General features: G+C 68.4%; 31 protein-coding genes. 12 read left to right on the plus strand and 19 right to left on the minus strand.

Translation table 11 applies throughout. The features are described from left to right. Positions 1–107 precede the first annotated feature (107 nt). Both FHU31_RS17210 and FHU31_RS17215 read left to right on the plus strand, forming a co-directional pair. A complete protein-coding gene (locus FHU31_RS17210) occupies positions 108–440 on the plus strand; it encodes a DMT family transporter (RefSeq protein WP_167160189.1) in 333 nt (110 codons plus the stop codon). Next, complete coding sequence (locus FHU31_RS17215) at positions 440–763, plus strand: DMT family transporter (RefSeq protein WP_167161120.1); 324 nt, start codon at positions 440–442, stop codon at positions 761–763. Before FHU31_RS17210 ends, FHU31_RS17215 begins: the two co-directional genes overlap by 1 nt. On the opposite strand, the gene FHU31_RS17220 is transcribed toward FHU31_RS17215, so the two are convergent. Then, positions 717–1,910, minus strand: coding sequence for an MFS transporter (locus FHU31_RS17220; RefSeq protein ID WP_409371175.1), 1,194 nt, complete (start codon positions 1,908–1,910; stop codon positions 717–719). The genes FHU31_RS17215 and FHU31_RS17220 overlap by 47 nt on opposite strands. A 75-nt stretch (positions 1,911–1,985) precedes the next feature. Between FHU31_RS17220 and malQ the strand changes: the two genes are divergently transcribed. The 4 genes from malQ to FHU31_RS17240 all read left to right on the plus strand — a co-directional run bounded on the left by malQ (position 1,986) and on the right by FHU31_RS17240 (position 5,956). After that, positions 1,986–4,103: a 4-alpha-glucanotransferase gene (gene malQ, locus FHU31_RS17225; protein ID WP_167160193.1), complete on the plus strand. Its 2,118-nt coding sequence runs from the start codon at positions 1,986–1,988 to the stop codon at positions 4,101–4,103. 65 nt (positions 4,104–4,168) lie between these two features. Continuing rightward, a complete protein-coding gene (locus FHU31_RS17230; protein ID WP_263987847.1) occupies positions 4,169–4,612 on the plus strand; it encodes a hypothetical protein in 444 nt (147 codons plus the stop codon). 7 nt (positions 4,613–4,619) lie between these two features. Beyond that, entirely contained in the window at positions 4,620–5,495 is an 876-nt protein-coding gene (locus FHU31_RS17235) for an LLM class F420-dependent oxidoreductase (protein ID WP_167160195.1), read from the plus strand. Beyond that, a complete protein-coding gene (locus tag FHU31_RS17240; protein WP_167160197.1) occupies positions 5,492–5,956 on the plus strand; it encodes a nuclear transport factor 2 family protein in 465 nt (154 codons plus the stop codon). Before FHU31_RS17235 ends, FHU31_RS17240 begins: the two co-directional genes overlap by 4 nt. Before the next feature lie 31 nt (positions 5,957–5,987). Here FHU31_RS17240 and FHU31_RS17245 read toward each other — a convergent pair whose 3' ends face one another. The 4 genes from FHU31_RS17245 to FHU31_RS17260 all read right to left on the minus strand — a co-directional run bounded on the left by FHU31_RS17245 (position 5,988) and on the right by FHU31_RS17260 (position 8,976). Next, positions 5,988–7,031: an ArsO family NAD(P)H-dependent flavin-containing monooxygenase gene (locus FHU31_RS17245; RefSeq protein WP_167160199.1), complete on the minus strand. Its 1,044-nt coding sequence runs from the start codon at positions 7,029–7,031 to the stop codon at positions 5,988–5,990. Positions 7,032–7,051: 20 nt separating this feature from the next. Continuing rightward, complete coding sequence (locus FHU31_RS17250) at positions 7,052–7,288, minus strand: thioredoxin family protein (RefSeq protein ID WP_167160201.1); 237 nt, start codon at positions 7,286–7,288, stop codon at positions 7,052–7,054. 32 nt (positions 7,289–7,320) lie between these two features. After that, positions 7,321–8,385: a permease gene (locus FHU31_RS17255; RefSeq protein WP_167160203.1), complete on the minus strand. Its 1,065-nt coding sequence runs from the start codon at positions 8,383–8,385 to the stop codon at positions 7,321–7,323. Between the two features lie 99 nt (positions 8,386–8,484). Then, positions 8,485–8,976, minus strand: coding sequence for an NUDIX hydrolase (locus tag FHU31_RS17260; RefSeq protein ID WP_167160205.1), 492 nt, complete (start codon positions 8,974–8,976; stop codon positions 8,485–8,487). Positions 8,977–9,174: 198 nt separating this feature from the next. Here FHU31_RS17260 and FHU31_RS17265 point away from each other — a divergent pair, with 198 nt between their 5' ends. After that, complete coding sequence (locus FHU31_RS17265) at positions 9,175–9,966, plus strand: SGNH/GDSL hydrolase family protein (protein WP_167160207.1); 792 nt, start codon at positions 9,175–9,177, stop codon at positions 9,964–9,966. A gap of 38 nt (positions 9,967–10,004) precedes the next feature. Here FHU31_RS17265 and FHU31_RS17270 read toward each other — a convergent pair whose 3' ends face one another. Together FHU31_RS17270 and FHU31_RS17275 are read right to left on the minus strand one after the other, a co-directional pair. After that, entirely contained in the window at positions 10,005–10,580 is a 576-nt protein-coding gene (locus tag FHU31_RS17270; RefSeq protein ID WP_167160208.1) for a hypothetical protein, read from the minus strand. Between the two features lie 52 nt (positions 10,581–10,632). Further along, positions 10,633–11,505, minus strand: coding sequence for a nuclear transport factor 2 family protein (locus tag FHU31_RS17275; RefSeq protein WP_167160210.1), 873 nt, complete (start codon positions 11,503–11,505; stop codon positions 10,633–10,635). A gap of 39 nt (positions 11,506–11,544) precedes the next feature. Here FHU31_RS17275 and FHU31_RS17280 point away from each other — a divergent pair, with 39 nt between their 5' ends. Continuing rightward, positions 11,545–11,901, plus strand: coding sequence for an Rv0313 family protein (locus tag FHU31_RS17280; RefSeq protein WP_167160212.1), 357 nt, complete (start codon positions 11,545–11,547; stop codon positions 11,899–11,901). 72 nt (positions 11,902–11,973) lie between these two features. Next, positions 11,974–12,378: a hypothetical protein gene (locus FHU31_RS17285; protein WP_167160214.1), complete on the plus strand. Its 405-nt coding sequence runs from the start codon at positions 11,974–11,976 to the stop codon at positions 12,376–12,378. Positions 12,379–12,382: 4 nt separating this feature from the next. Here FHU31_RS17285 and FHU31_RS17290 read toward each other — a convergent pair whose 3' ends face one another. The 8 genes from FHU31_RS17290 to FHU31_RS17325 form a co-directional block, all read right to left on the minus strand. Further along, on the minus strand, positions 12,383–12,577 hold the full coding sequence (locus tag FHU31_RS17290) for a hypothetical protein (protein ID WP_167160216.1): 195 nt from the start codon (positions 12,575–12,577) through the stop codon (positions 12,383–12,385). Further along, entirely contained in the window at positions 12,552–12,698 is a 147-nt protein-coding gene (locus FHU31_RS17295) for a hypothetical protein (RefSeq protein ID WP_167160218.1), read from the minus strand. Before FHU31_RS17295 ends, FHU31_RS17290 begins: the two co-directional genes overlap by 26 nt. Positions 12,699–12,703: 5 nt before the next feature. Beyond that, a complete protein-coding gene (locus FHU31_RS17300; RefSeq protein WP_167160220.1) occupies positions 12,704–13,285 on the minus strand; it encodes an Asp23/Gls24 family envelope stress response protein in 582 nt (193 codons plus the stop codon). After that, complete coding sequence (locus FHU31_RS17305) at positions 13,282–13,845, minus strand: DUF6286 domain-containing protein (protein WP_167160222.1); 564 nt, start codon at positions 13,843–13,845, stop codon at positions 13,282–13,284. The genes FHU31_RS17300 and FHU31_RS17305 overlap by 4 nt, the downstream gene beginning before the upstream one ends. Continuing rightward, the gene (locus tag FHU31_RS17310; RefSeq protein ID WP_263987846.1) at positions 13,842–14,210 is read right to left on the minus strand and encodes an Asp23/Gls24 family envelope stress response protein; all 369 of its coding nucleotides are present in this window, start codon (positions 14,208–14,210) and stop codon (positions 13,842–13,844) included. Before FHU31_RS17310 ends, FHU31_RS17305 begins: the two co-directional genes overlap by 4 nt. After that, a complete protein-coding gene (locus tag FHU31_RS17315) occupies positions 14,203–14,382 on the minus strand; it encodes a hypothetical protein (RefSeq protein WP_090361574.1) in 180 nt (59 codons plus the stop codon). Before FHU31_RS17315 ends, FHU31_RS17310 begins: the two co-directional genes overlap by 8 nt. Before the next feature lie 94 nt (positions 14,383–14,476). Further along, complete coding sequence (locus tag FHU31_RS17320) at positions 14,477–14,821, minus strand: Asp23/Gls24 family envelope stress response protein (protein WP_167160226.1); 345 nt, start codon at positions 14,819–14,821, stop codon at positions 14,477–14,479. Then, the gene (locus tag FHU31_RS17325; protein ID WP_167160228.1) at positions 14,796–15,260 is read right to left on the minus strand and encodes an Asp23/Gls24 family envelope stress response protein; all 465 of its coding nucleotides are present in this window, start codon (positions 15,258–15,260) and stop codon (positions 14,796–14,798) included. Before FHU31_RS17325 ends, FHU31_RS17320 begins: the two co-directional genes overlap by 26 nt. Positions 15,261–15,460: 200 nt before the next feature. Here FHU31_RS17325 and FHU31_RS17330 point away from each other — a divergent pair, with 200 nt between their 5' ends. The 3 genes from FHU31_RS17330 to FHU31_RS17340 all read left to right on the plus strand — a co-directional run bounded on the left by FHU31_RS17330 (position 15,461) and on the right by FHU31_RS17340 (position 16,991). Then, on the plus strand, positions 15,461–16,033 hold the full coding sequence (locus tag FHU31_RS17330; RefSeq protein ID WP_263987844.1) for an RNA polymerase sigma factor: 573 nt from the start codon (positions 15,461–15,463) through the stop codon (positions 16,031–16,033). Next, positions 16,030–16,488, plus strand: coding sequence for a hypothetical protein (locus FHU31_RS17335; RefSeq protein ID WP_090361038.1), 459 nt, complete (start codon positions 16,030–16,032; stop codon positions 16,486–16,488). Before FHU31_RS17330 ends, FHU31_RS17335 begins: the two co-directional genes overlap by 4 nt. Before the next feature lie 317 nt (positions 16,489–16,805). Then, entirely contained in the window at positions 16,806–16,991 is a 186-nt protein-coding gene (locus FHU31_RS17340; RefSeq protein WP_090361040.1) for a hypothetical protein, read from the plus strand. A 33-nt stretch (positions 16,992–17,024) separates the two neighbouring features. Here the strand turns inward: FHU31_RS17340 and FHU31_RS17345 are convergent, their stop codons facing one another. The 4 genes from FHU31_RS17345 to FHU31_RS17355 all read right to left on the minus strand — a co-directional run bounded on the left by FHU31_RS17345 (position 17,025) and on the right by FHU31_RS17355 (position 21,020). Next, complete coding sequence (locus FHU31_RS17345) at positions 17,025–18,368, minus strand: ABC transporter ATP-binding protein (protein ID WP_167160232.1); 1,344 nt, start codon at positions 18,366–18,368, stop codon at positions 17,025–17,027. Between the two features lie 29 nt (positions 18,369–18,397). Beyond that, positions 18,398–20,140, minus strand: a complete 1,743-nt coding sequence (locus FHU31_RS17350) for an ABC transporter permease (RefSeq protein ID WP_167160233.1) — start codon at positions 20,138–20,140, stop codon at positions 18,398–18,400. Positions 20,141–20,224: 84 nt separating this feature from the next. Beyond that, complete coding sequence (locus FHU31_RS31875; protein WP_263987843.1) at positions 20,225–20,356, minus strand: hypothetical protein; 132 nt, start codon at positions 20,354–20,356, stop codon at positions 20,225–20,227. A 322-nt stretch (positions 20,357–20,678) separates the two neighbouring features. Beyond that, positions 20,679–21,020: an ArsR/SmtB family transcription factor gene (locus FHU31_RS17355; protein WP_263987842.1), complete on the minus strand. Its 342-nt coding sequence runs from the start codon at positions 21,018–21,020 to the stop codon at positions 20,679–20,681. Positions 21,021–21,092 lie beyond the last annotated feature (72 nt).

The raw sequence follows: 21,092 nt of genomic DNA on the forward strand, positions 1-21,092 counted from the left end.
ATTCCCAGTGCGGATGGAGATTCATTCGCCCTGGACGCAACCCTGTCGGGGCTGTCACAGCCGCCCGGGAGGCCGCGCCCCCGTGATCGCCCGATAGCGTCGTCGGCGTGCGTAAGTGGCTACTGCTCAGCGCGGCGATCGCCGTCGAAGTCGCGGCGACGCTGTCGTTGCGAGCGTCTCAGGACGGCTCCGCGTGGCTGGTGGTCGTGGTCATCGGCTATACCGGCGCCTTCGCGTTGATGGCGGCGGTGCTGAGGGCCGGAATGCCGGTGGGCGTCGCATACGGCATCTGGGGCGCGGTGGGCACCGCGGTGACGGCGTCGCTCGGCGCCGTGCTCTTCGGTGACCCGTTCACCTGGCCCATCGTGATCGGCATCGCGCTCATCATCGCCGGTGTGCTGCTCGTCGAATTCGGCTCGCACACAAAGTCTTCGACATGATGTGGTGGGCGCTGGCCGGGGCCATCGGCAGTGAGGTGCTGGCCACCCTGGCGCTGCGCGCATCCGATGGATTCCGGCGCAAGGCGTGGCTGTTGCCGGTCGCCACGGGGTACGTGCTGTCGTTCTATCTGCTGTGGCTGACGCTGTCGCTCGGGATGCCGGTCGGTATCGCCTATGGCGTGTGGACGGCGTGCGGGGTGGCACTGGTGGCCGTCGTGGCCCGGGTGCTGTTCCGGGACCCGCTCACCTGGCGGATGGGGCTGGGTATCGCCCTCATCATGGCGGGGGTGCTGACGATCGAGCTGGGAGCTGTCGCCCGCTGAGCGCACCGGCCATCAGCAACGCGACCACCCCGGCGACCGGCACCAGCGCCAGGCCCGCCCGAAGTCCCGCGGCGTCCGCGATCAGCCCGACCACCGGGGGCGCGGCCACGAACCCGACCCGCATCAGCCAGGCCACGATCGTCAGCCCACTGCCGGGCCGCAACCCGGGCAGCCGGTCGGCCGCGTGCATGGCCGCGGGTACCGCGGTGGCCATCCCGAGGCCCGCCGCGGCGAACCCCGCGACACTGGACACCACCGACGGATAGGCCAGCGCCGCGCCCATCCCCACCGCGACAATCACCCCGCCACCGCGCACCACGGCGCGCTCACCGAACCGGTCCACCAGTCGGTCACCGAGCAACCTGCCGACGAACATCGCGCCGGCCAGCGCGATGTACCCGGACACCGCGACCGCGTCGGATGCGCCGAGGGAACGCAGATACAGCGTCGCCCAAGAGCTTCCGGCATCCTCGACGATGGCGCCGGCGATGGCCAGCGCCACCAGTGCGGCCAGCACGACGTACACCACGGGTCCGGCGCGTGCACCGCTCCCCTGCCGGGCCCGGGCATGCTCGTCGTGTTCGGCGCCCTTGAGCAGGTACGGCCAGACGAGCAGGGCCACCGCGGCGAACAGCACCGCCGACAACCCCAGGTGTGCGGCACGGCTCATGCCGAGCACCAGCGATCCCGCACCGAGCAAGCCGCCGAGCACCGCACCGGCGGCCCACACCGCATGCAGCGAATTGATGATCGAGCGGCCGTAGCGGCGCTGCACCCACAACCCGTGCGAGTTCTGTCCGACATCGGCGAGGGCGTCACAGCAGCCGCCGGAGAACAGCACCACCGACACCAGCACCGGCGAGGGCGCCCAGCCGACCAGGCCCACCAGCGCCGCCAGCGCGGCCGAGGCGAGCACCGCGACGCGCGCCGAACCGAATCTCCGAATCACCACACCGGCGGCCAGGCCCGCCACCAGCGCGCCGCCCGGGAACGCCGCCACCATCACGCCGTAGGCCGCATTGCTCAGCCCCAGGTCGGCCTTGATCTCGGGAAATCGCGGGAGCAGGTTGGCGAACGTGGCCCCGTTGATGAGGAACAGCGCGGCCACCGCGATCCTGGCGTGCCGCACTTCCCGTCCGGACTTCACGGACGCCGACGATACTGGGCCCATGTCGGCTGCTCGCCCGCGACGTGGAGCCGTGAATCCGGCAAGATTGCCGGCATGACTGAACTAGCCGACCTGGCCGTGCGGTACCGGGTGGCGACGGAGTTCGTGGACTGGACCGGGCAATGGCATCCGGTGCCGGAGTCGACGCTGGTATCAGTCCTTGACGCCCTCGGCGTGCCCGCCGGCACCGACGACGAACGCCGGGCCGCGTTACGGGCCCACGACCGCGAGTACTGGGAGCGCACGCTGCCGCCGACGGTCGTCAGCAAGGCAGGCACCGCGACGCCGTTCTGGGTGCACGTCACCCATGGCGACCCGGTCGGACTGTGGCTGCGGTTGGAGGACGGATCGGTGCGCACCGGTTTACGTCAGCTCGAAAACAACCGCCCACCATACGATCTGGACGGCCGACTGGTCGGGGAGGCCACCTTCGAGCTGCCTGCCGATCTGCCCCCGGGCTACCACCACCTGCACGCCCAGACCGGCGGCACCGACACCAGCACCCTGCTCATCGTCTCCCCCGCGTCGCTCACCCCGCCGCCGGGACGGCAGTGGGGCCTGGCCACCCAGCTCTACAGCGTGACATCGGAAAACTCTTGGGGAATCGGCGATCTGACCGACCTGACCGACCTCGCGGTGTGGTCCGCGACACGCCACGATGCCGGGTTCATCCTGGTGAACCCGCTGCACGCCGCGGCTCCGGTGGCACCGATGGAGCCGTCACCGTATCTGCCGACCTCGCGGCGGTTCGTCAACCCGCTGTATCTGCGGATCGAGGCCATCCCGGAATTCGCGTTCCTGCGCAAACGCGCCCCCCTCGGTAAGGCGCGCGCCGAACTCGCCGCCCGGTCGCGCCGCAAGAAGCGCATCGACCGCGACGCGGTGTGGAAGGTCAAGCGGGCGGCGCTCGCTCAGGTGTACCGGGTCAAGCGTTCGGCAGGCCGCGAACTGGCGTACGCCGCCTACATCGCCCGGGAGGGCCGCAGCCTCGACGACTTCGCCACCTGGTGTGCCCTGGCCGAGGAGTACGGCGGCGACTGGCACACGTGGCCCGAAGCGCTACGGCATCCCGCGAACCCGGCCGTCGCCGAGTTCGCTGCCGGCCACGCCGCGGCCGTCGATTTCCATCGCTGGCTGCAGTGGCTGCTCGACGATCAGCTCACCGCCGCCCAGGCCACCGCCGAGCAGGCCGGGATGGCGCTGGGCATCATGCACGACCTGGCGGTCGGGGTCGATCCCGACGGCGCAGACGCCTGGGCACTGCAGGATGTGCTGGCCCTCGGCGTCACCGCGGGCGCACCGCCCGACGAGTTCAACCAGCTGGGCCAGGACTGGTCGCAGCCGCCGTGGCGGCCCGACCAGCTGGAGCGAGTGGGCTATGCGCCGTTCCGGGCATTGGTCAACGCGGTGCTGCGGCACTCGGGCGGGGTGCGCATCGACCACATCATCGGTCTGTTCCGGCTGTGGTGGATCCCCAAGGGTGCCGCCCCCACCGAGGGCACCTATGTGCGCTACGACCACGAGGCGATGATCGGCATCGTGGCGCTGGAGGCGCAGCGGGCAGGCGCGGTGGTGGTCGGCGAGGATCTGGGCACGGTGGAGCCGTGGGTGCGCGACTACCTGCGCGAGCGCGGACTGTTCGGTACCTCGATCCTGTGGTTCGAACTGGACCGCGACTCCGGCGAGAACACACCTCTGCCCGCGGAGCGCTGGCGCGAGTACTGCCTGGCGTCGGTGACGACGCACGACCTGCCACCGACGGCGGGCTATCTGGCCGGCGAACATGTCCGGCTGCGCGACGAACTCGGGCTGCTGACGCGGCCCGTCGAGGAGGAGTTGGCGGACGACAAGGCCGAGCTGGCGGCCTGGCTGTCGGCGCTGCACCGGCTCGGGCTGGTCGGAACCGACCCGGATACCGCCGAGATCATCCGCGGGCTGTACGCCTACCTGGGCCGCACGCCGTCGCGGCTGCTGGCCCTGGCGCTGCCCGATGCGGTCGGCGATATCCGCACCCAGAATCAGCCGGGGACCACCGACGAGTACCCGAACTGGCGGGTGCCGCTGGCCGGGCCGGCGGGCAATCGGCTGCTGCTGGAGGACGTGTTCACCGATCCGCGGGCCGGCGCCCTGGCAGATGTAATGAAAGCGCAGGTACGGACGATCAACCCGTGACTGAAGTTTCTACGGGTGCTCAACTGCGATATCTTCGCAACGCACCGCGATAACCCGGAGGTCACGTGAAGAAGCAAGTTGTTCTCGGTATCGGCGGGTTCGCCGTGCTCACGGCGGCCGCCTCGGCCACCCTGGTCAGCGCCGGTGTCGCGAGTTCGGACCCCAACGGGTCCAGCCCCTACAGCGTGATCGGCGAACCGTACGGCAAGGCCGTCGCCATTCTCAAGAGCCAGGGTGTGCGCTCCAGCTTCGGCGGATCCATCGGCAGCGACGTGCCCCAGGCACAGTGCATCGTCAGCGGACAGAAGGCCACCTCCGCCGGGAAGATGATCCTGGAGCTGAACTGCACCCAGAAGGCGTATGAAGACGCGCAGGCCTCCACCCCGTCCAGTGGTGGCGGCGCATCCGCCGGCGTGCCCGGTGCACCGAACGTCGGCGCCAACGGTGTCACCACGGTGACGCCGACCCCGGTCGGCCCGCAGCCCGGAATGTCGATCCCGGGGGCCTGATACCCGCGTGAAGTACGCCGTCATCGCGCCGGTCGCCGCGGGTGTCACCGCCGACGGGCCGTGGATGGCCGGGTTCGCCCGCCACCTCGAGGACTGCGGTTTCGAGTCGATCGTCGCGGTCGAGCACACCGTGCTGATGGCGCACTACACCAGCGTGTACCCGTACGACCCATCCGGACGGGTGGAGCTGGCCGCCGACTGCCCGGTACCCGATCCGCTGGAACTGCTGGCGTTCCTGGCGGGCCAGACGCGCGAGCTCGGCCTGGCCACCGGTGTGCTGGTGCTGCCCAATCATCATCCGGTCGTGCTGGCCAAGAGAATTGCCAGCCTGGACGCCCTGTCCGGCGGTCGGCTGCGGCTCGCGGTGGGCATGGGCTGGCTGCGCGAAGAAGTGCGGGCGTGCGGCGCACCGTTCGAGGCACGGGGCCGGCGCGCCGACGAACAGATCGAACTGATGCGTCTGCTCTGGCAGGACCACCCGGACGGGGTGACCTTCCACGGCGAGTTCTTCGACGTCGACTACGCCATGTGCTATCCGAAGCCCCTGCGGCCGATACCCATTCACATCGGTGGACACACCCTGGCGGCGGCCCGGCGGGCCGGCCGGCTCGGCGCCGGGCTGCAACCGCTCGGGGTCAGCGGCGCTGACCTGACGCGCTTGGTCACCGCGATGCGTGCGGCGGCCACAGCGACGGGGCGCGACGCGGCCGCGCTCGAGCTGTCGTTGGGACACCTTGTCACGAAGATCGACGCCGCAAGGTCCGACCGGCTGGCCGAACTGGGCGCCGACCGCATCGTGCTGGCCATGCCGCCGACCGCCGACCTGACCGAGGCCAAGGACGCGTTGTCGGCATGCGCACAACGACTCGGGTTGTCGCGATGAGCCTCGATCCCGCCGACCGGCTGGCGCTGGCCGATCTGGTGCACCTCTACGCTGCCGGCGTGGATGATCGCCGGTTCGCCGATGTCGTCGAGTTGTTCACCGACACAGCGGAATTCCGGCTACCCGCCCCGCCGCAGGAGTTGAACCCGGTGCGGTTGCACTGTGGCCGGGCCGGGGTGCGCACCGCGATGGCGACGCTGGCGGGAGTGGCCCGCACCGAACACGCCGTCGTCGGCGAGGTGTACACCGCGGGCCCCGAAGCCGGCTACGCCTTGGGCCGCATCACGTGCATCGCCCACCACTGGACCCGCAGCGGCCAGGAGATCAGCGATACGGTGTGGCATCTGCGCTATGACGACGAATATCTGCGCACCCCAGCGGGCTGGCGCATTCACGGCCGAGCGCTGACCATCAACGCGATCGAGACGCGAGCCGCCCGGCGGCTGCGAGAGCAGCCGTGACGCCGGTGGCCAGGGGGCTGCGTGACTGGGCTTAGTCGTCCGGGAAGAGCTCTCCAACAGCGGCTCGGGCTGAGCCACCGACCCCGATGAGGGTCGCGGATCCAGGTCCTGTCCAGTCGCCATAGCCGAGCAGGTGCAGGGCGGGTTCCTTGACTGCGCGGGTGCCCTCGACGGCAATGGTGCCGTCCGGCTCTCGCAGGTGCATCGGCCGCAGGTGGGCCAGGGCCGGGCGAAAGCCGGTCGCCCACACGATGACATCCGCGCGTTGTTCGCGGTCGGCCCAGTAGACCCCGTCGGTAGTCAAGCCCTCGAACATCGAGACTGCGTGTAGCACGCCACGTTGCCGGGCTGCCAGGACGGGGGGAATCATGACGATGTCGCCGAGCGCGGCGATGCCGCCGGTGTCGGGCCGTCCGGCGGCCAGGTCAGCGACGCGCCTGGTGGCGATCTCGAACAGCGCGCGCCCGTCGACGTCGTCGGGCAGGAACCGCGGCGGGGTGTGGGTGACCCAGGTGGTGGTGGTGGTTTCGGAGATCTCGGCGAGCAGTTGTGCAGCGGAGTTGCCACCGCCGACCACCACGACATGTTTGCCCGCGAAGGGGGCGGCGTCGCGGTAGTGCACAGTGTGTAACTGCTGTCCGCGAAAGGTGCGTGCACCGGGGTAGATCGGCCAGAAAGGTTGATGCCAAGTGCCCGTCGCGCTGATTACCCGCCGGGTACGCCACCGACCCGCAGAAGTCGTCACCTGGAGGTGGTCACCGTCGCGGATGACCTCACTGACATGGACGGGCCGACGCACCGGGAGTTCATAGCGCAGCTCGTAGGCACTCAGGTAGTCCACTACGTGCCGGGCGGGGGGAAATCCGCTGGGCCAGTTGGGCATGGGCCATCCCGGCAGCGACGAGTACTGCGCCGGGGAGAACAGGGTCAGCGACGCCCAGGTGTGCGGCCAGGCGCCTCCTGGCACCGACTGATCGTCGAGGATGACGAAGCGGTGCCCGGCCCGGCGTAGGTAGTAGCCTGCGGCAAGTCCGGCCTGGCCGCCGCCGATGACCACCACGTCGACGCTGTTCACCTGATTTCGCAAGTACGCCGTCAGCGTTCGGCGATGAGCTGGGTGAGGTCCTTGACGCTGGGCACCTTTCCAGCCACGAGGACTTCCTCGTCGACCACCAGTCCGGGGGTTTTCATCACGCCATAGCCGGCGATCTGGGCGTAGTCGGTGACGGCCTGGATCTCGGCGTCCAGACCGAGTTGGGTGAGCGCCGCACGAGTGCGCTCCTCGAGGGTGTGGCAGTTGCGGCAGCCGGGTCCGAGGATCTTGACGATCACGAGAACACTCCGTTCGGTGGGGATGGTTGGGGTCAGCCAACGAGGTTGAAAAGGAATCCGATGATCATGATTCCCACGGCCACCGTGCCGAAGAAGACCGCCAGCAGCGGCGGCTTCATCACTCGGCGCAACATGACCGCCTGCGGGACCGACAAAGCGATGGTGCTCATCGTGAACGCCATCACGGTACCCAGCGACATTCCCTTGGCCCACAGCGCTTCTGCGATCGGCACGACGCCCGCGCCGTTGACATAGAGGGGTACTCCTGCCAGTGTCGCGACCACGACCGCGAAGGGATTGTCCGGTCCGGCGAAGCGCACGAAGAAGTCGGCCGGAACCCACCCGTGGATGGCCGCTCCGATGCCGACTCCGAACAGGACCCACAGCCACACGCTGCGGAAGATGTCCTTCGTCTCCTCGACCGCGGCACTGACCCGCTCGGCCAGCGAGGGCACGTGCCCTTCGGTCCGCAGCGTCGCCACCTTCGTGGCGAACACCATGTCCTCGACCCATCGGCTGAGGTCGAAGCGCGAGAAGATCCAGCCGATCACCAGGGACAGCACACTGCCCGCGGCCACGTAGGCGGCAGCGATGGGCCAGCCGAACTGGTCACCGATCATGATCGCAGCGATCTCGCTGACAAGCGGAGAGGCGATGAGGAAGGTCAGCGTGATCGACAGCGGGATGCCCGCCGCAACGAATCCGATGAACAGCGGAATCGAACTGCACGAGCAGAACGGCGTCACGACGCCGAGGACGACGGCAAGCGCCAGCCCCACGAACAGTCCGCGGCCTTGCAGATAGTCCCGGGCCTTGTCCAGATCCAGGCTCGCGCGCAGCATGCCGACGACGAACATCAATCCGGTGAGCAGAAGGAAGATCTTCACCGTGTCGTAGAGGAAGAACTGCACGGCGCCGACGGCACGGGTGTGGAGATCCAACCCCAGCCAGCCAACGATCGCATCCCAGATGTACTCGTTCAGGGCGTAGAGGGCAGCCCAGCCGACTGCGGCCAGCACCAGGACGCCCAAGGTCCGCGTGCGTTCCGAGACGCCGCCCGGACCGGCGTCGGAGGCGTGACGGGAGACGGCACCCACCTGGTTACCGTACAGGCACGATCAGCCCGGCCGGCCTGCATGCCACCGGATCACCACGACGGCGACGTCGTCGCTGTTCTGCGCCATCGGGTGTCGGTGTCACGCGCGCGGGCTGGTTCCCGCAGCGCCGTCGGCCAGCTCTTGGAGCAACCAATCCAGCAGCGGCTGTTGACCTTTCAGGATCTTCAACCGTGCCGTGGGCATATCGAACCAACCGACCCGGTCCAACTCCGGGTACTCCTTGAACTTCCCTGAACCCCGGGGCCATTCCAGGGTGAAGGTGTTGCTCACCGCGCAGCCGGTATCGAGGTCACCCTCGACCGCGAAGGCGGTGACGATCTTGCCGCCGGGCTGCTTCAACGGCGCGAACGCGATCGGCGGGCCGTCCGGCGCCGCGATACCGACCTCCTCGGCGAACTCCCGGCGGGCCGCCGCCCACGGGTCCTCCTCGTCGAGGTACTCCCCTTTGGGGATCGACCACGCGCCCTCGTCCTTTCGCACCCAGAACGGCCCGCCCGGATGGCCCAACAGCACCTCGAGGACACCATCGGTCGTGCGGTACAGCAGCAGGCCTGCACTCCGACGGGGCATCGCCCCACTGTAGGGACCGACCGTGACATCGCCCACACGGGCCGTGAACACGGGATGAATGCGCCGCCACCGGGCGGCGTCCATCATCCGCATTGGGTGTGAAGCACCGCGTTGACCTGCACCGGAAGCGCAGACATCCCGGTCGATGTGTGGTGTGCCGCGGGCGAATCGGGGTGGCGGAGCACTACAGTCACCACCGTGGTCGACGTCCACTACTCACGTTATGTCGCCTTGGGTGACAGCCAGACCGAGGGACTCTGGGACACCGATGACACCGGCGCCCTCATCGGCTTCGCCGATCGGCTGGCCTGGCTGCTCGACAGCTACTCCCCGGGTATCGAGTACGCCAATCTCGCGGTCCGTGGCAAGCGGATCCGCGACGTGCTGGACGGGCAGCTGCCCGAGGCCGTGGCCATGCGACCCGACGTCGTCACGATGTGCGTGGGCATGAACGACGTGACACGCCCGGGCCGCAAGTTCGACCAGGCCCTGGTCGATCTGGACATCCTGCACGACCGGCTGGCCCTCACCGGCGCGACCGTGGTGACGACGACCTTTCCGAATCTGGCCAGGGTCCTGCCCGCCGGCCGGATCCTGGTGGCGCGCGTGCTGCGGATCAACGATGTCATCCGCGCCGCGGCCGACCGGCACGGCTTCCGGCTCATCGATCTGTACCACGCCGATTCGATGACCGACCCCGAGAACTGGAGCACCGACCGCGTGCACGGCAGCACCAAGGGCCACCAGCTGTTCACCGCCGCAGCGGCGGAGGCGCTGGGATTACCGGGCAGCAACCACGACTGGGCGTACGCGGCGGCGGCGGACACCGAGCAGTCGCTGCGCTCGCGGCTGTACTCGCAGGCCATGTGGACTCAGAACATGCTGATGCCATGGATCTGGCGGCATCTGCGCGGGCGGTCGGCCAGTATCGGCGGCGGCCCCCGGCATCCGCAGCTGAGCCCCGTGGTGGCCCGGTCAGACGCCCGGTGATCCGGCTTTCGCGCTGAGTGCGCCCGCGAGGGTACGGATCAGATACCGGTCCATGTCGAGTCGATCATCTCGGCGATGTTGATCACCTTGGCCTGCTGCGCCGCCGGGTTGTCGATCTCACCGCCCACGTGGACCGCGATGAACCGCTTGATCTCGGCGTCGATGCCGGCCATCACGCGCAGCACCTCGGCGCGCAGGGTCCGCGAGGTGACTTGGATGGAGATGTCCCGCGAGTGCGGCTTGCGCACATCGAGCATGAGGACCAGCGGCTCGGCCGCCCGCGCGACGGCCTGCAACGCGATCTCGCCGAAGACGCTGAATTGCGGCTTGTCGATCTTCAGGTCGACGACCATGTTGATCTCCAGCGGGATCCTGATGTCGAACGTGAAGTTCTCGCCGAAATGTCGGGTGACGCGGGGGGTCTGGACCCTGACCTTCGCCGTGACCTTGGCGATCCCGCCCGGGCCCTGTCCGATGGGACCCATCTGGAACTCGTCACCGGCGATCGCGCCGATGGCGTCGCCGACGCGCCGCTCACTGACGGCGACATCGAAGAACTTCCGGCCGAACTCTTCGTAGGTCATGTACCCCATCGGGTACTCAATGTCAGACATGGTGAACCTACCGTCTCACGTCCGCGGTGCTGCGTCGCACAACCCACCCCGGTTATCGGTCGTCGGCGAACACCCGAAGCCGGCGCAGTGCCGTCGGGTGAGTGCCGAACTCCGCGATGAGCACCAGCTCCCGGCCTCCGCCGCTCAGCCGGGCCGCGACGGCCCGGCCCGCCGCCAGCAGCGTGCGGACCCGGGCGCCGGCCAGCAGACCGACCAGCTCCGACTGCGGCAGCACCGCATCGTCGCCGGCCGTCACCTGCAGTGTGGAGCCGAGCCGGCGTTTCACTGCCACCTCGTCACCAGCTGCGGCGTCGGCCAGGAAATCCGCGACCAGCCGTTTACCGCGGGTTCCCACACCGGGTATGCCGGCCATGAACCCGGCCGCACCCACCAGACCCTGATTGCGCAGCAGCGTGGCTGTCAGCCGCAGGCCCGCCGGCACCGCGGCCACCCCGCAGCGGGCGAACTGGACCGCCATCGCGGGCAGTTCCCAGTAGGCCCGCAGCGCGGCGATCCGCAGTTCACCGCCGTATGACTGCACGTCATAGCGCAGGATCGCGGGGATGTGCATGGTGACGGAGGCGCTGTCCCGGGAGCCCATCACGACCTCCAGCACCAGATCGCGCAGCACCGTGGAACGCGTGCCGTTTCCCGGGTCGCTTCGCTCTCCGCCGCGAGCGGCAGGTGTCCCCAGCCCTCCGGTGACGATGTCCACATCTCGGTGGAAGGTGATGGTGCGCGGACCGATGAAGGTGTCATAGAACCGTGCCAGCTGCTCCCGGCCGACATGCGGCCGCGAGCCGACCGGGTCCTCCACTCGTCCGTCCGCGGTGAACAACCCCACCCAGGCCTCGCGATCGTGGCCGGCGACGGCAGCCGGGGAGCGCTCGACCGTGGCCAGAACCGCCGCTGGTGTTGTCGACATATCCTTTCCTTTACCACCCCGGTGTGAAGGAGGACGGCAATGAGCCAGAACGGGCCGTTCGGAATCGACCCCGAAGAATTCGATCGCCTGGCCCGCGAGGCCGGCGAGGGACTGCGCGACGCGCTCGACCGATTCGGCAAACGCGCCGGCTGGTCCACGCTGATCGATCAGTTCACCGCGCAGTCCCGCCCGGCCCGACCTGAGACCACCGGGGACACCGGGGACGGCGTCTGGGCCATCTACACCGTCGACGAGGCGGGCGGCGCCCACATCGAAGAGGTCTATCCCAGCGAACTCGAGGCACTGCGGGCCAACAAGAACAACACCGACGCGGCCCGCCGCGTGCGGTTCCTGCCGTACGGCATCGCCGTCAGCGTCCTCGACGCTCCCGAATAAGCCGTGACCGGCCCGCTTCGGGATTAAGCTTTGCCGCGGCGGGGTCGGGACAGCAACTTCGAGGGTGGGGACATGATTCGTGAACTGACCGTGGCGGCGACCATTGCGTGCGCCGCGTTCGGGACGGCCGCACCGGCGCTCGCCGATGACGAGCCCGGCCGCTACCCCAGCGACGTGCCCGGGATGAGCTATGACGCCTCCTCGGGCGCACCGTGCGACAACTATCAGCTGTTCACCTTCGGGCGGGGCCCCGGCGGCCAGGCCATGATGTGCCGCTGGGTGCCCAACCAGTGGCCGCCGGTGTACACCGGATTCTGGATGCCGTCCTATCCGCTGTACGGCGTGCAGGAGACCGGTGCGCCGTGCCCGGGGCCGCAGGCGGCGGCCCAATCGCCGGACGGGAAGCCGATGCTGTGCCTCGGCGCGCAGGGCTGGCAGCCCGGCTTCTTCACCGGTGACGGGTTCTTCCCGGCCTGACCGTTCAGGCGATGCTGGCGGCGACCGCATCGCTGACGTGGCGCGCCCACTCGTCGATGCTGCGGCGAATCCCCGGTGAGCATGCGCACACCGACACCTCCTGGTCGCTGGGAGCCACGATCGAGTAGTGCCGGGTCAGCACCGGTGCGAGTACGGCCCAGGTGAACAACCGCTCACCGTGATCGTCGGTGCTGGACATCTGGCTCCTTGTCTGGGGATGCGGATTTCGGGCGTTCGACCAGTTTGGTGAGCGCGCGGATGACGCCGCCGAGGACGACGGCGCCCACGAACAGCGCGGCGACGGCGGCGTCGCTGGTCAAGCGGATCATTCGAGGTTCCGGGGCTTCCGGGAGGAGCCGCCGGCTTTGGCGACCTGCAGGAGGGTGCGCGTCGCGACTGCGGAATCGCCGGTGGCCTGGGCGATATGACCGCATGTGGCGTCGACCGCGCCGATCACCTCACGCACAGCGGCCGGATGGGCGACGGTGACGGTCAGTTCGACGGTCGCGGTACCGCGATCGGTGACCGCCTTTCCCTTGGCGGACTGCACGTTCGGGTCCTGTTCCAAGGCCGCGGCCGCCGCCGAGGCGACACCGTTGAGATTCACCGTGACGAGTCCCGGGTCAGTCCCACCGGCCACGCGCAGCACAGGTGCTTTGCGGGTCGGTACATGAGACACCACCCAGAGCAGCCCGATCACCACCAGCAATGCCCCCGCCCCGGCCAGTGCCCACGGCCACCAGCTCGACGCGGTGGCGTGCGCGACCGGTTCCGCGGTGATGCGCTCCGGGACACCGCGCACCACGTGGAGGGGCCACAGGACCGCGGCCGCACCGATCGCGGCCAGCACGAGGCCTGCGACCAGCGTCGCGGCGCGGTCGAGCACATCGGCCGGGCGCAGGCTCATGCCGACCCGCTCGTCACGATCCGCACCGCGACCTGCGGTGGCGGCAGCAGGATTTCGGTGGCGCTGCCGACCGCGGCGGTGATCGCGCCCTTGGCTCCGGCCTCGGATTCGGTACCGGACACACCGACGTAGAGGGTCACCTTGCGGCGGGTAGCCTCCGAGCGCAGCACCTCGACACCGGACACCGAGGTCGCCGCGTGGGACGCCAGTCGTGCCACATCCCGCGGACGCATCCAGACTGCCGCTCGGGCATCGACGGCGACGGCGGTCTTGGGCCGCGGCCGCAACGCCGAGAACACCATCCATGCGCCGACGATCAGCGCGACCACGCCGGCCGGGACCATCCACCACTGCCCGGACAGACCGTCCACCGCCGTGAGGGCGGCCCCGATCCACGACGTTCCGGCCATCCAGCCGAGCGCGACCCCGGCCTCGCGCAGGGCGAACACCCCGGCGCACAGCACGACCAGGGCCAGCGCCACTCCGATATGGCGAGCGGTCGCGGCGGCGACGGGTACCCGGCCAGGTGCGGGCAGCCCCGCTGTGTCGGCGGTCGTCATCGGGTCCTCTTCGCGTCGGCGGTGGTGGTGCTGAACTGTTCGACCGTGACGTCGACACGGTCGACGTGCAGCCCGGCCATGGTGGAGAGGGTCTGTGCGACATTGCGCTGAACGGCACGGGCCACGTCGACCGCGGATGCCGGCCAGCCGACGGTGACCCGCAGGTGCGCCGCGACCCGGTTTCCGGCGACGGTCAGCTGCGCCTGGGGCAACGACCGGCCCGCGACCTTGGCCAGGCCGGCCGAAAACGGCACCACACCCGGCGTGTCGAGCGCGGCGCGGACCGCAAGCCGCTGGGCGACCTTCTCCCGGACCGTCAGGGTGCCCCGGGTGGCCGTGTCGTCGTCCTCTTGCACCTCAGTCACGGCCGCGGCCCCGCAGTAATGAGCCGAGATCCAGCTCGCCATCGCGGTGGGCACCGATCAGGTAGCCCGCCACGCCGAGCAGGAGCGCGATGAGGAAACCCCACAGTCCACCGGCTGCCGCGGCCACTCCGAGCAACAATCCCGCAACCAGCCCCAATGTCGATGAGGTCATGACGCGCACCTTCCGGAAGGAAAATCATACTGGCACAAATGAATTCGTAAAGAGGTGTGGCGGCGCGCCCCTCGTCGCGCCGCCACACCGCGCACTATCGCAGTTCTCGCCCGGACGCCGGTGTCACAGGCACGAGATCCTCGACGGTGACGTCGACGGGCAGATCGGTGATCGCGGCGACCGCACGCTGGATGGCGGCGGCCGTCGGCCGCACCGGCGCATCGAGCGCCAGGCTCACGTGGACGTCGACCCGGTCCGGCCCCACCCGGATCCCCGCCACGCGGCGGCCCGGCAGATAGGTGGCCACCTCGCCGAACATGCCGGCATGCAACCCGGCGACGCCCTCGACGGCGATCACCGCCGAGGCGATGCGCTCCGCTTGCTCCTCAGCCGGGTCGGCCGCTGCCGGTACCTCACTGGACACGCGCGGGCGCCGCATCGGCGTCGTCGGCACCGTCGCCGTCGAGGTACACGTCGTGCACCGTGATGTTGACCTCGGTGACCTCGAGTCCGGTCATCCGCTCGATCGCGGCGATGACATTGCGCCGGATGCCCGCGGCCAGATCGGCGATCGCCACCCCGTACTCGGCGACGATGTCGATGTCGACAGCCGCCTGCTTCTCCCCGATCTCGACCGAGACGCCCTGGCTCTGGTTGACGCTGGCACCCGGGATCCGCTCACGCAGCGCGCCGACCACCCTGGATGTGCCGGCACCCAGGTCGTGCACGCCGCTGACCTCACGGGTGGCGATCCCGGCGATCTTCGACACCACCACCCCGGCGATCGTCGTCTTGCCCTGCGAACTCACCAACGGTGACCCTTGATACGGGCTGACCTCTTTACCGGATGCATCTGCACCGAGCTGTGCGCTGGTCATCGCCTCTCCCCTCTGATCCGATCTGACGAGCAACTCATGGTTAGTCGGAGCGGGCGCCCCGAACCGAACGTCCTTCCGGGGTGATACATGACACACACCCGACCCCCAGCTAAGACCGGCGCACCGGGCATAGCATGCTTGCCTGCGGCGCCACAGTCGATATCTGGGCAGCAGCCAAGCGTAACTGGGAACGGGGTGGGGTGAGAGCGCCAACCGACGGCCACCTGCGCGACGCCGATGACGAGGCTCTTCGGGTCTCGGCCGCCGTCGGTGACCGAGAGGCCTTCGACGCCATCGTGACCCGGTACGGTCCGGTCCTGTACCGGTACGCGCGACGGATGTTGGCCTCGGAGGCCGATGTCGCCGACGTGGTGCAGGACACCTTCGTTGCTGCGTGGCGGCAGATCGCCGGCTTTCGCGGGTCATCCTCGCTGCGGACGTGGCTGTTCTCGATCTGCTACCGCAAAATCGCCGACACGCACCGGCTCAAACGGGCCAACCCGGTCGAGGATTGGGTGCTGGAGCCGTTGGCAGGGCCGGACACCGCGGCGGACCCGTTCACCGCCGCATCGAACGCCGCTTTTCTGGATGCGCTCGAAGTTGCGCTCGGCGAGTTGCCCGTGCGCCAGCGTGCGGTTTGGATGATGCGGGAAATCGAACTGATGACGTTTCCTGAGATCGGCGAAGTTCTGCAACTCAGTCCCGACGCCGTGCGCGGTCACCACGTCCGGGCTACGAAGGCCTTGCGAGTTCTGTTGAGGAGGTGGCAGTGACGGAGTCAGATCCTTTCCTGCACCGCGCGGCCTCGTACCTGAGAACTGCGCCCGAGCCCGGGTGGGATGCCATCAGCGCGAAGGTGCGCGCGGCCGTGCATGCGGCGTCGCTCCCCGGCTGGCCCATCCGGGCCTCACGTGACCTCGGGCACGGCGTGGTCTACATCAGCGATCACGCGCTGCGCAGCCTGCTGGCGCGGGAGTTGCGGCGCAAGTTCGTCTGCCAGCCCACGCGCATCGCCTTCACGCTCGAGGGCAACGTACTGCGCGCGATCGATATCGACGTCACCGGAAGCTACGGCACCCAACTGCGCGAACTCGGGGACGATATCCGCCGCACCGTGATCGACACGGTCCGCCTGATCCTCGATGACCTCGACGACGACGGGCGTACACCGTCCGGTCCGATAGACGTGACCATCAGCGATGTCGTCGACGGTGATCCGCTGGGCTGACCGGCCACCGGGATTACCGAAGCGCCATAGCGGGTTTCGGGTCGGTCGCCGAACCGAGCGCGACGGTCATGGGGGCGTATCAGGTGCATAACGAAACGATCACGGCCCGACGGCGGTACCTTTACCCGCCGAAATGGGTCTGACCTCGCAATTCACGACCTCCACCGGGGCCCAGCCGGTCACCTGCCGCCGCCCGGAGAGCCGTCCCGACCGGTAGACTCCTGCACACGGCGCCACCGCGGTGTTACCCGCATCGGCACCGGTGAATTCGCTTCATCGAAGACAGCGACAGCCGACAATGCCCGCAGAGGTTCGAGTTGAGCAAGCGACTGTTTTCCGGCTTTGAAGATGCCGGATGGGACCACGCCCCTTGGGATGACGAACCTTGGTTCTCCCCTGCCGAATTGGAGATTCTGCTCGATCCGACGCTGTCGGTGGCCGAAGCCGCCGACCGCGTCGGCTGCGTCGAACGTGACGTGGTCGCACTCCGCCGGATCGCTTAGCACCGCGGTCGGACGGGCGCGGTCCGGCTCTCGTCAGATCGGGCCCGTCCGTACCCGTGGTGGAGCCGCCGTCACGGCGGACAGATCGGCCGTCGGATCCGCCGATATCTGGTCGTGATCGGTGTCGTAGTCGAACAGCTCCGCGTAACGGCCCCAATCGATGGCGATGTCCAGTTGCCTCTTGGCATCGTCGGGACCGAACCCGCGACGCAACAGGTCGAGGAAGAACCCGGCGCGCAGGTTTCCGTCCGCGCTGGACTGCAGCGCCGTGCAGATCGTGCGGACCAGCGGCGCGCGGGTGCGGGCCAGTTCGGCGAAGATCTGCTTGCTGCGCTGGATGCCGGCGGTGGTGAATCCGGTTCCCACCGAGGTTAATTCGAGGTCACCACGTTCGACATCCAACAACCCCAGTAGTTCGGCGGCATCCACCAGGGGCAGCAGGTCGTCGATCTCGAAGTTCAGCGCCGCGGCCAGCTCCGGCAGATCGACATGCCCGCCTCGGGCGTGGACGATCTCCACCAGTCCGGCGAGGCCGCCGACCGTCGCGTCGGGCAGCGGGGTGCCGGTCGGTGTCGCATCAGTGGACTCGGTGACGACGCCGGCCTCCGTTCCGGTGAGCAGTTGGTAGAGACGGTCGACGTGTGCGGCGAAGGCCGGTGAACGACGGTCCCGCGGACGTGGCAGGTCGATGCCGACCTCGGCACGGATCCGACCCGGATTCGCGCCGAGGACGATGACACGGTCGGCGAGCAGCACGGCCTCCTCGATGTTGTGCGTCACCAGGCAAATCGACCGGGTGGGGAAATCCTGTCCCCGCCACAGCGTCATCAGCTCGGTGCGCAGGTTCTCCGCGGTGAGGACGTCGAGCGCCGAGAACGGCTCATCCATGAGCAGTACATCCGGCTCGAGCACCAAGGCGCGGGCGAACCCGACGCGTTGCCGCATCCCGCCGGAAAGCTCCTTCGGATAAGCCGATTCGAATCCGTCCAGGCCGATGGTGTCGATCGCCCGCAGCGCCTGCTCGCGCCGCCTCGCGGGCGGCACTCCCCGCGCGGCCAGCCCGAGCTCGACATTGTCCTGCACCGTGAGCCACGGCATCAGCGCAAAGGTCTGGAACACCATTGCGGTGCCGGGATTGGCACCGTTGAGCTCGTGCCCGCGGTACCGAACGGACCCGCTCGACGGGGCGATCAGACCGGCGATGGTGCGCAACAACGTCGACTTGCCGGAGCCGGAACGTCCCAGGAGCGCCACGATTTCACCGGCTCGCAGATTCAGCGTGATGTCGTCGAGCACCAGGAGCGTGTCGCCGCCGGCACCGGTGAAGCTCTTGCTCACCTGCTCGACGCTGACCAGGATTTCCGCGTTGATCGTCATGGGTGACCTCCTCGGAGAAGTGGGGGTAGTCAGGACAGGGCGAAGCGTCGTTCGGATATCGCGTACAACCGGTGCCACAGCAGCCGGTTCATCAGCACGACATAGAAACTCATCACGATGACGCCGACCAGGATCCGGCCGGTGTCACCACTGGAGGTGGCGTCTTTGATATAGGCGCCGAGTCCGGTGGCGGTCAGCGTGGTTCCGTTGTACGTGACGACCTCCGCCACGATCGACGCGTTCCACGCTCCACCTGCCGCGGTGATACCGCCGGTCACATAGCTCGGGAAGACCGCCGGCAGGATAAGGCTGCGCCACCGCGCTGTTCGCGGCAGACGCAGGCTCGCCGCGGCCTCGCGCAGGTCGTTGGGTATGGCACTGGCGCCGGCGATGACGTTGAACAGGATGTACCACTGCGCCCCGAGGGCCATCAGCAGGACGCCGCCGATATCGAGGCTGATCCCCGTCGCCAGCAGCACCGCAGCGACGAGCGGGAAGAGGAAATTGGCGGGGAAGGACGCCAGCACCTGGACCACCGGTTGCGCCGCCCTGGCCACCCGCGGGTTCATGCCGATCCATGCCCCGACCGGCACCCAGACCACCGTCGCGAAGATCACCAGCACGACGACACGGGCGAACGTCGCCAGGCCGAGCAGCAGGGCGTGCTCGACTTCACCGAATCCGACTGTCGCCGAGATGAAATCGACGGCACGATAAGCTCCGTAGCCGACGACCAGACCCACCGTCGCGGCGAACGCCCAGTCCCCCGCCCGCCGGCGTGCCGGGGGCGTGCGCAACGGATGCTCTGCGATACCGAACACCGCCATCAGTCGGTCGAGCGGGTTGACCAGCAGACCCAGGGGGCGGCCGACACTGCGGCCGACACGGGAGCGTCGAAGGATGTTCAGCGTCAGGCTCCGCGGCGCCTCGGCGGATTCGGAATCCTCCATCCGGAACCGCTCTGCCCACGCGGTCAACGGGCGCCAGAACAGCACGTTGACACCGACCACCAGCACCACCATGACGACGATGGCGAGCAGGACTCTGTTCAGTTCACCGTTGTCGCCGGCCGCGGCCACATAAGCACCGATGCCCGGGAGCGCGAAGTCGTGATTGTCGACACTCAGCGCCTCCGATGCGGTGAGGAAGAACCACCCGCCGCCGAAACTCATCATGCCGTTCCACACCAGCGGGATCATGCCGCTGGGCACGTCGACCCGCCAGAAGCGTTGCCAGCGTGAGAGTCTGAGCAATCGGGCGGCCTCGTCGAGCTCCCGCGGCTGGGACACCAGGCTGTGGTAGAGCGCGAAGGTCATGTTCCACGCCTGCGAGGTGAATATCGCGAAGATGGACGCGCATTCCAACCCGAGTTCCGATCCCGGAAACAAGGCGATGAACCCGGTGACGGTCACCGACAGAAAACCGAGGATCGGCACGGACTGCAGAATGTCCAGCAGCGGGATCAACACCTTCTCGGCACGCCGGGATCTGGCCGCCACCGTCGCGTAGACGAAGGTGAACACCAGTGAGGCGCCGAGCGCGATGAACATCCGCAGTAGCGAACGTCCTGCGTAATAAGGCAATTCAGTGGGGTCGGTGGATACCGACGCCGGAGCCGTCTGCACGGTCCACGGTACGTCGGCACTGTGGACCAGTCGCACCACGAGCCACACCAGTGCCGCGGCGCCGACGAAGACCATCGCGTCAGCGCCGACGTGGACGGTGCGCCGGGTGAAGGCGCCTCGCGAGGGATAGCTGCGCAGCATGACCATGGTGGTGTCACTCCTCGGTTCGATGGTCCGCGTAGGGGCGCCGAGACTCGGCTGAGATCCAGATCGGTTGCACTCGTGCGCAAGTCAGCTGTTGGGCACCCAGGACGTCACCGCGGAGCGCACGGGGTCCCCGGTCACGCGGAGGTACTCACTCGCCGACCCCATGCGGGCTTCCGGAAGTACCGGATGCAACCGGATCAGGCAGAGAACACGCATGGAGGCGGTGTACTACTTCCCTCACTCATGAGGGCACCTCCGATCAGTCATCGATTGCGCCCATTCGGGGCGCTGCACTGGGATCAGTAGACCTCACCGCGGCCCGACAGTCAAACGCTTATCCAACTGTCGAGCGTCACGGCGTGGGTACCCGCCGCCAGGCAAACCACCCACCACCAGGTCATTCAAACTATTATTTGAATGCGTTATCGTTTGACTACTGATCGAACTCGATCAGTTTTGACAGCGCGCGCACCGGCTTCCCGACAGCCAGTTCACAGGATGCGCCCGGACACTCGCGCACATGGTCCTCGAAGCCGGCTCAGGCACGCCGCTTGCGCGCCCGGCCGCTTTTCCGTTCCAGCCGCCGCGATATCACCAAGGTCGCCAGATCGACGGCGTCCTGGTCGATGGCCATGTAGACCCGATGCCGGCCGGCAACCCGGTCACCGACCAATCCGGCGAGCTTCAGCTTGTTCAAGTGGTGGCTGACGGTGGGCAGGGTCTGGCCGATGGCTTCGGCCAGGGTTCCGACATCCTTCTCGCCGTGCGAGAGCAGCCACAGCAGGTGCAGGCGTACCGGTGTGGCCAGCAGCGCCATCGTGGAGGCGGCCTCCTGCAACAGCTCATCGGGGAGCGGCTGCGGTTCGGAATTCTTCGGCACGTGGCGGCGTCCTCTCTCGACAGATGTCAGCATCCCGGCTCTTGCATGGTTGTGCAACCATTTGACTGCCGC

The sequence above is a fragment of the Mycolicibacterium fluoranthenivorans genome (assembly GCF_011758805.1).
Classification (GTDB): domain Bacteria; phylum Actinomycetota; class Actinomycetes; order Mycobacteriales; family Mycobacteriaceae; genus Mycobacterium; species Mycobacterium fluoranthenivorans.

Coding starts and splice junctions, on each gene's coding strand:
- FHU31_RS17275 (WP_167160210.1), bottom strand. CDS start 11,505: ATGTCGACAACACCAGCGGCGGTTCTGGCCACGGTCGAGCGCTCCCCG.
- FHU31_RS17280 (WP_167160212.1), top strand. CDS start 11,545: ATGAGCCAGAACGGGCCGTTCGGAATCGACCCCGAAGAATTCGATCGC.
- malQ (WP_167160193.1), top strand. CDS start 1,986: ATGACTGAACTAGCCGACCTGGCCGTGCGGTACCGGGTGGCGACGGAG.
- FHU31_RS17315 (WP_090361574.1), bottom strand. CDS start 14,382: ATGACCTCATCGACATTGGGGCTGGTTGCGGGATTGTTGCTCGGAGTG.
- FHU31_RS17350 (WP_167160233.1), bottom strand. CDS start 20,140: ATGGTCATGCTGCGCAGCTATCCCTCGCGAGGCGCCTTCACCCGGCGC.
- FHU31_RS17285 (WP_167160214.1), top strand. CDS start 11,974: ATGATTCGTGAACTGACCGTGGCGGCGACCATTGCGTGCGCCGCGTTC.
- FHU31_RS17305 (WP_167160222.1), bottom strand. CDS start 13,845: ATGACGACCGCCGACACAGCGGGGCTGCCCGCACCTGGCCGGGTACCC.
- FHU31_RS17325 (WP_167160228.1), bottom strand. CDS start 15,260: ATGACCAGCGCACAGCTCGGTGCAGATGCATCCGGTAAAGAGGTCAGC.
- FHU31_RS17320 (WP_167160226.1), bottom strand. CDS start 14,821: ATGCGGCGCCCGCGCGTGTCCAGTGAGGTACCGGCAGCGGCCGACCCG.
- FHU31_RS17345 (WP_167160232.1), bottom strand. CDS start 18,368: ATGACGATCAACGCGGAAATCCTGGTCAGCGTCGAGCAGGTGAGCAAG.
- FHU31_RS31875 (WP_263987843.1), bottom strand. CDS start 20,356: ATGCGTGTTCTCTGCCTGATCCGGTTGCATCCGGTACTTCCGGAAGCC.
- FHU31_RS17215 (WP_167161120.1), top strand. CDS start 440: ATGTGGTGGGCGCTGGCCGGGGCCATCGGCAGTGAGGTGCTGGCCACC.
- FHU31_RS17300 (WP_167160220.1), bottom strand. CDS start 13,285: ATGAGCCTGCGCCCGGCCGATGTGCTCGACCGCGCCGCGACGCTGGTC.
- FHU31_RS17290 (WP_167160216.1), bottom strand. CDS start 12,577: ATGTCCAGCACCGACGATCACGGTGAGCGGTTGTTCACCTGGGCCGTA.
- FHU31_RS17240 (WP_167160197.1), top strand. CDS start 5,492: ATGAGCCTCGATCCCGCCGACCGGCTGGCGCTGGCCGATCTGGTGCAC.
- FHU31_RS17260 (WP_167160205.1), bottom strand. CDS start 8,976: ATGCCCCGTCGGAGTGCAGGCCTGCTGCTGTACCGCACGACCGATGGT.
- FHU31_RS17270 (WP_167160208.1), bottom strand. CDS start 10,580: ATGTCTGACATTGAGTACCCGATGGGGTACATGACCTACGAAGAGTTC.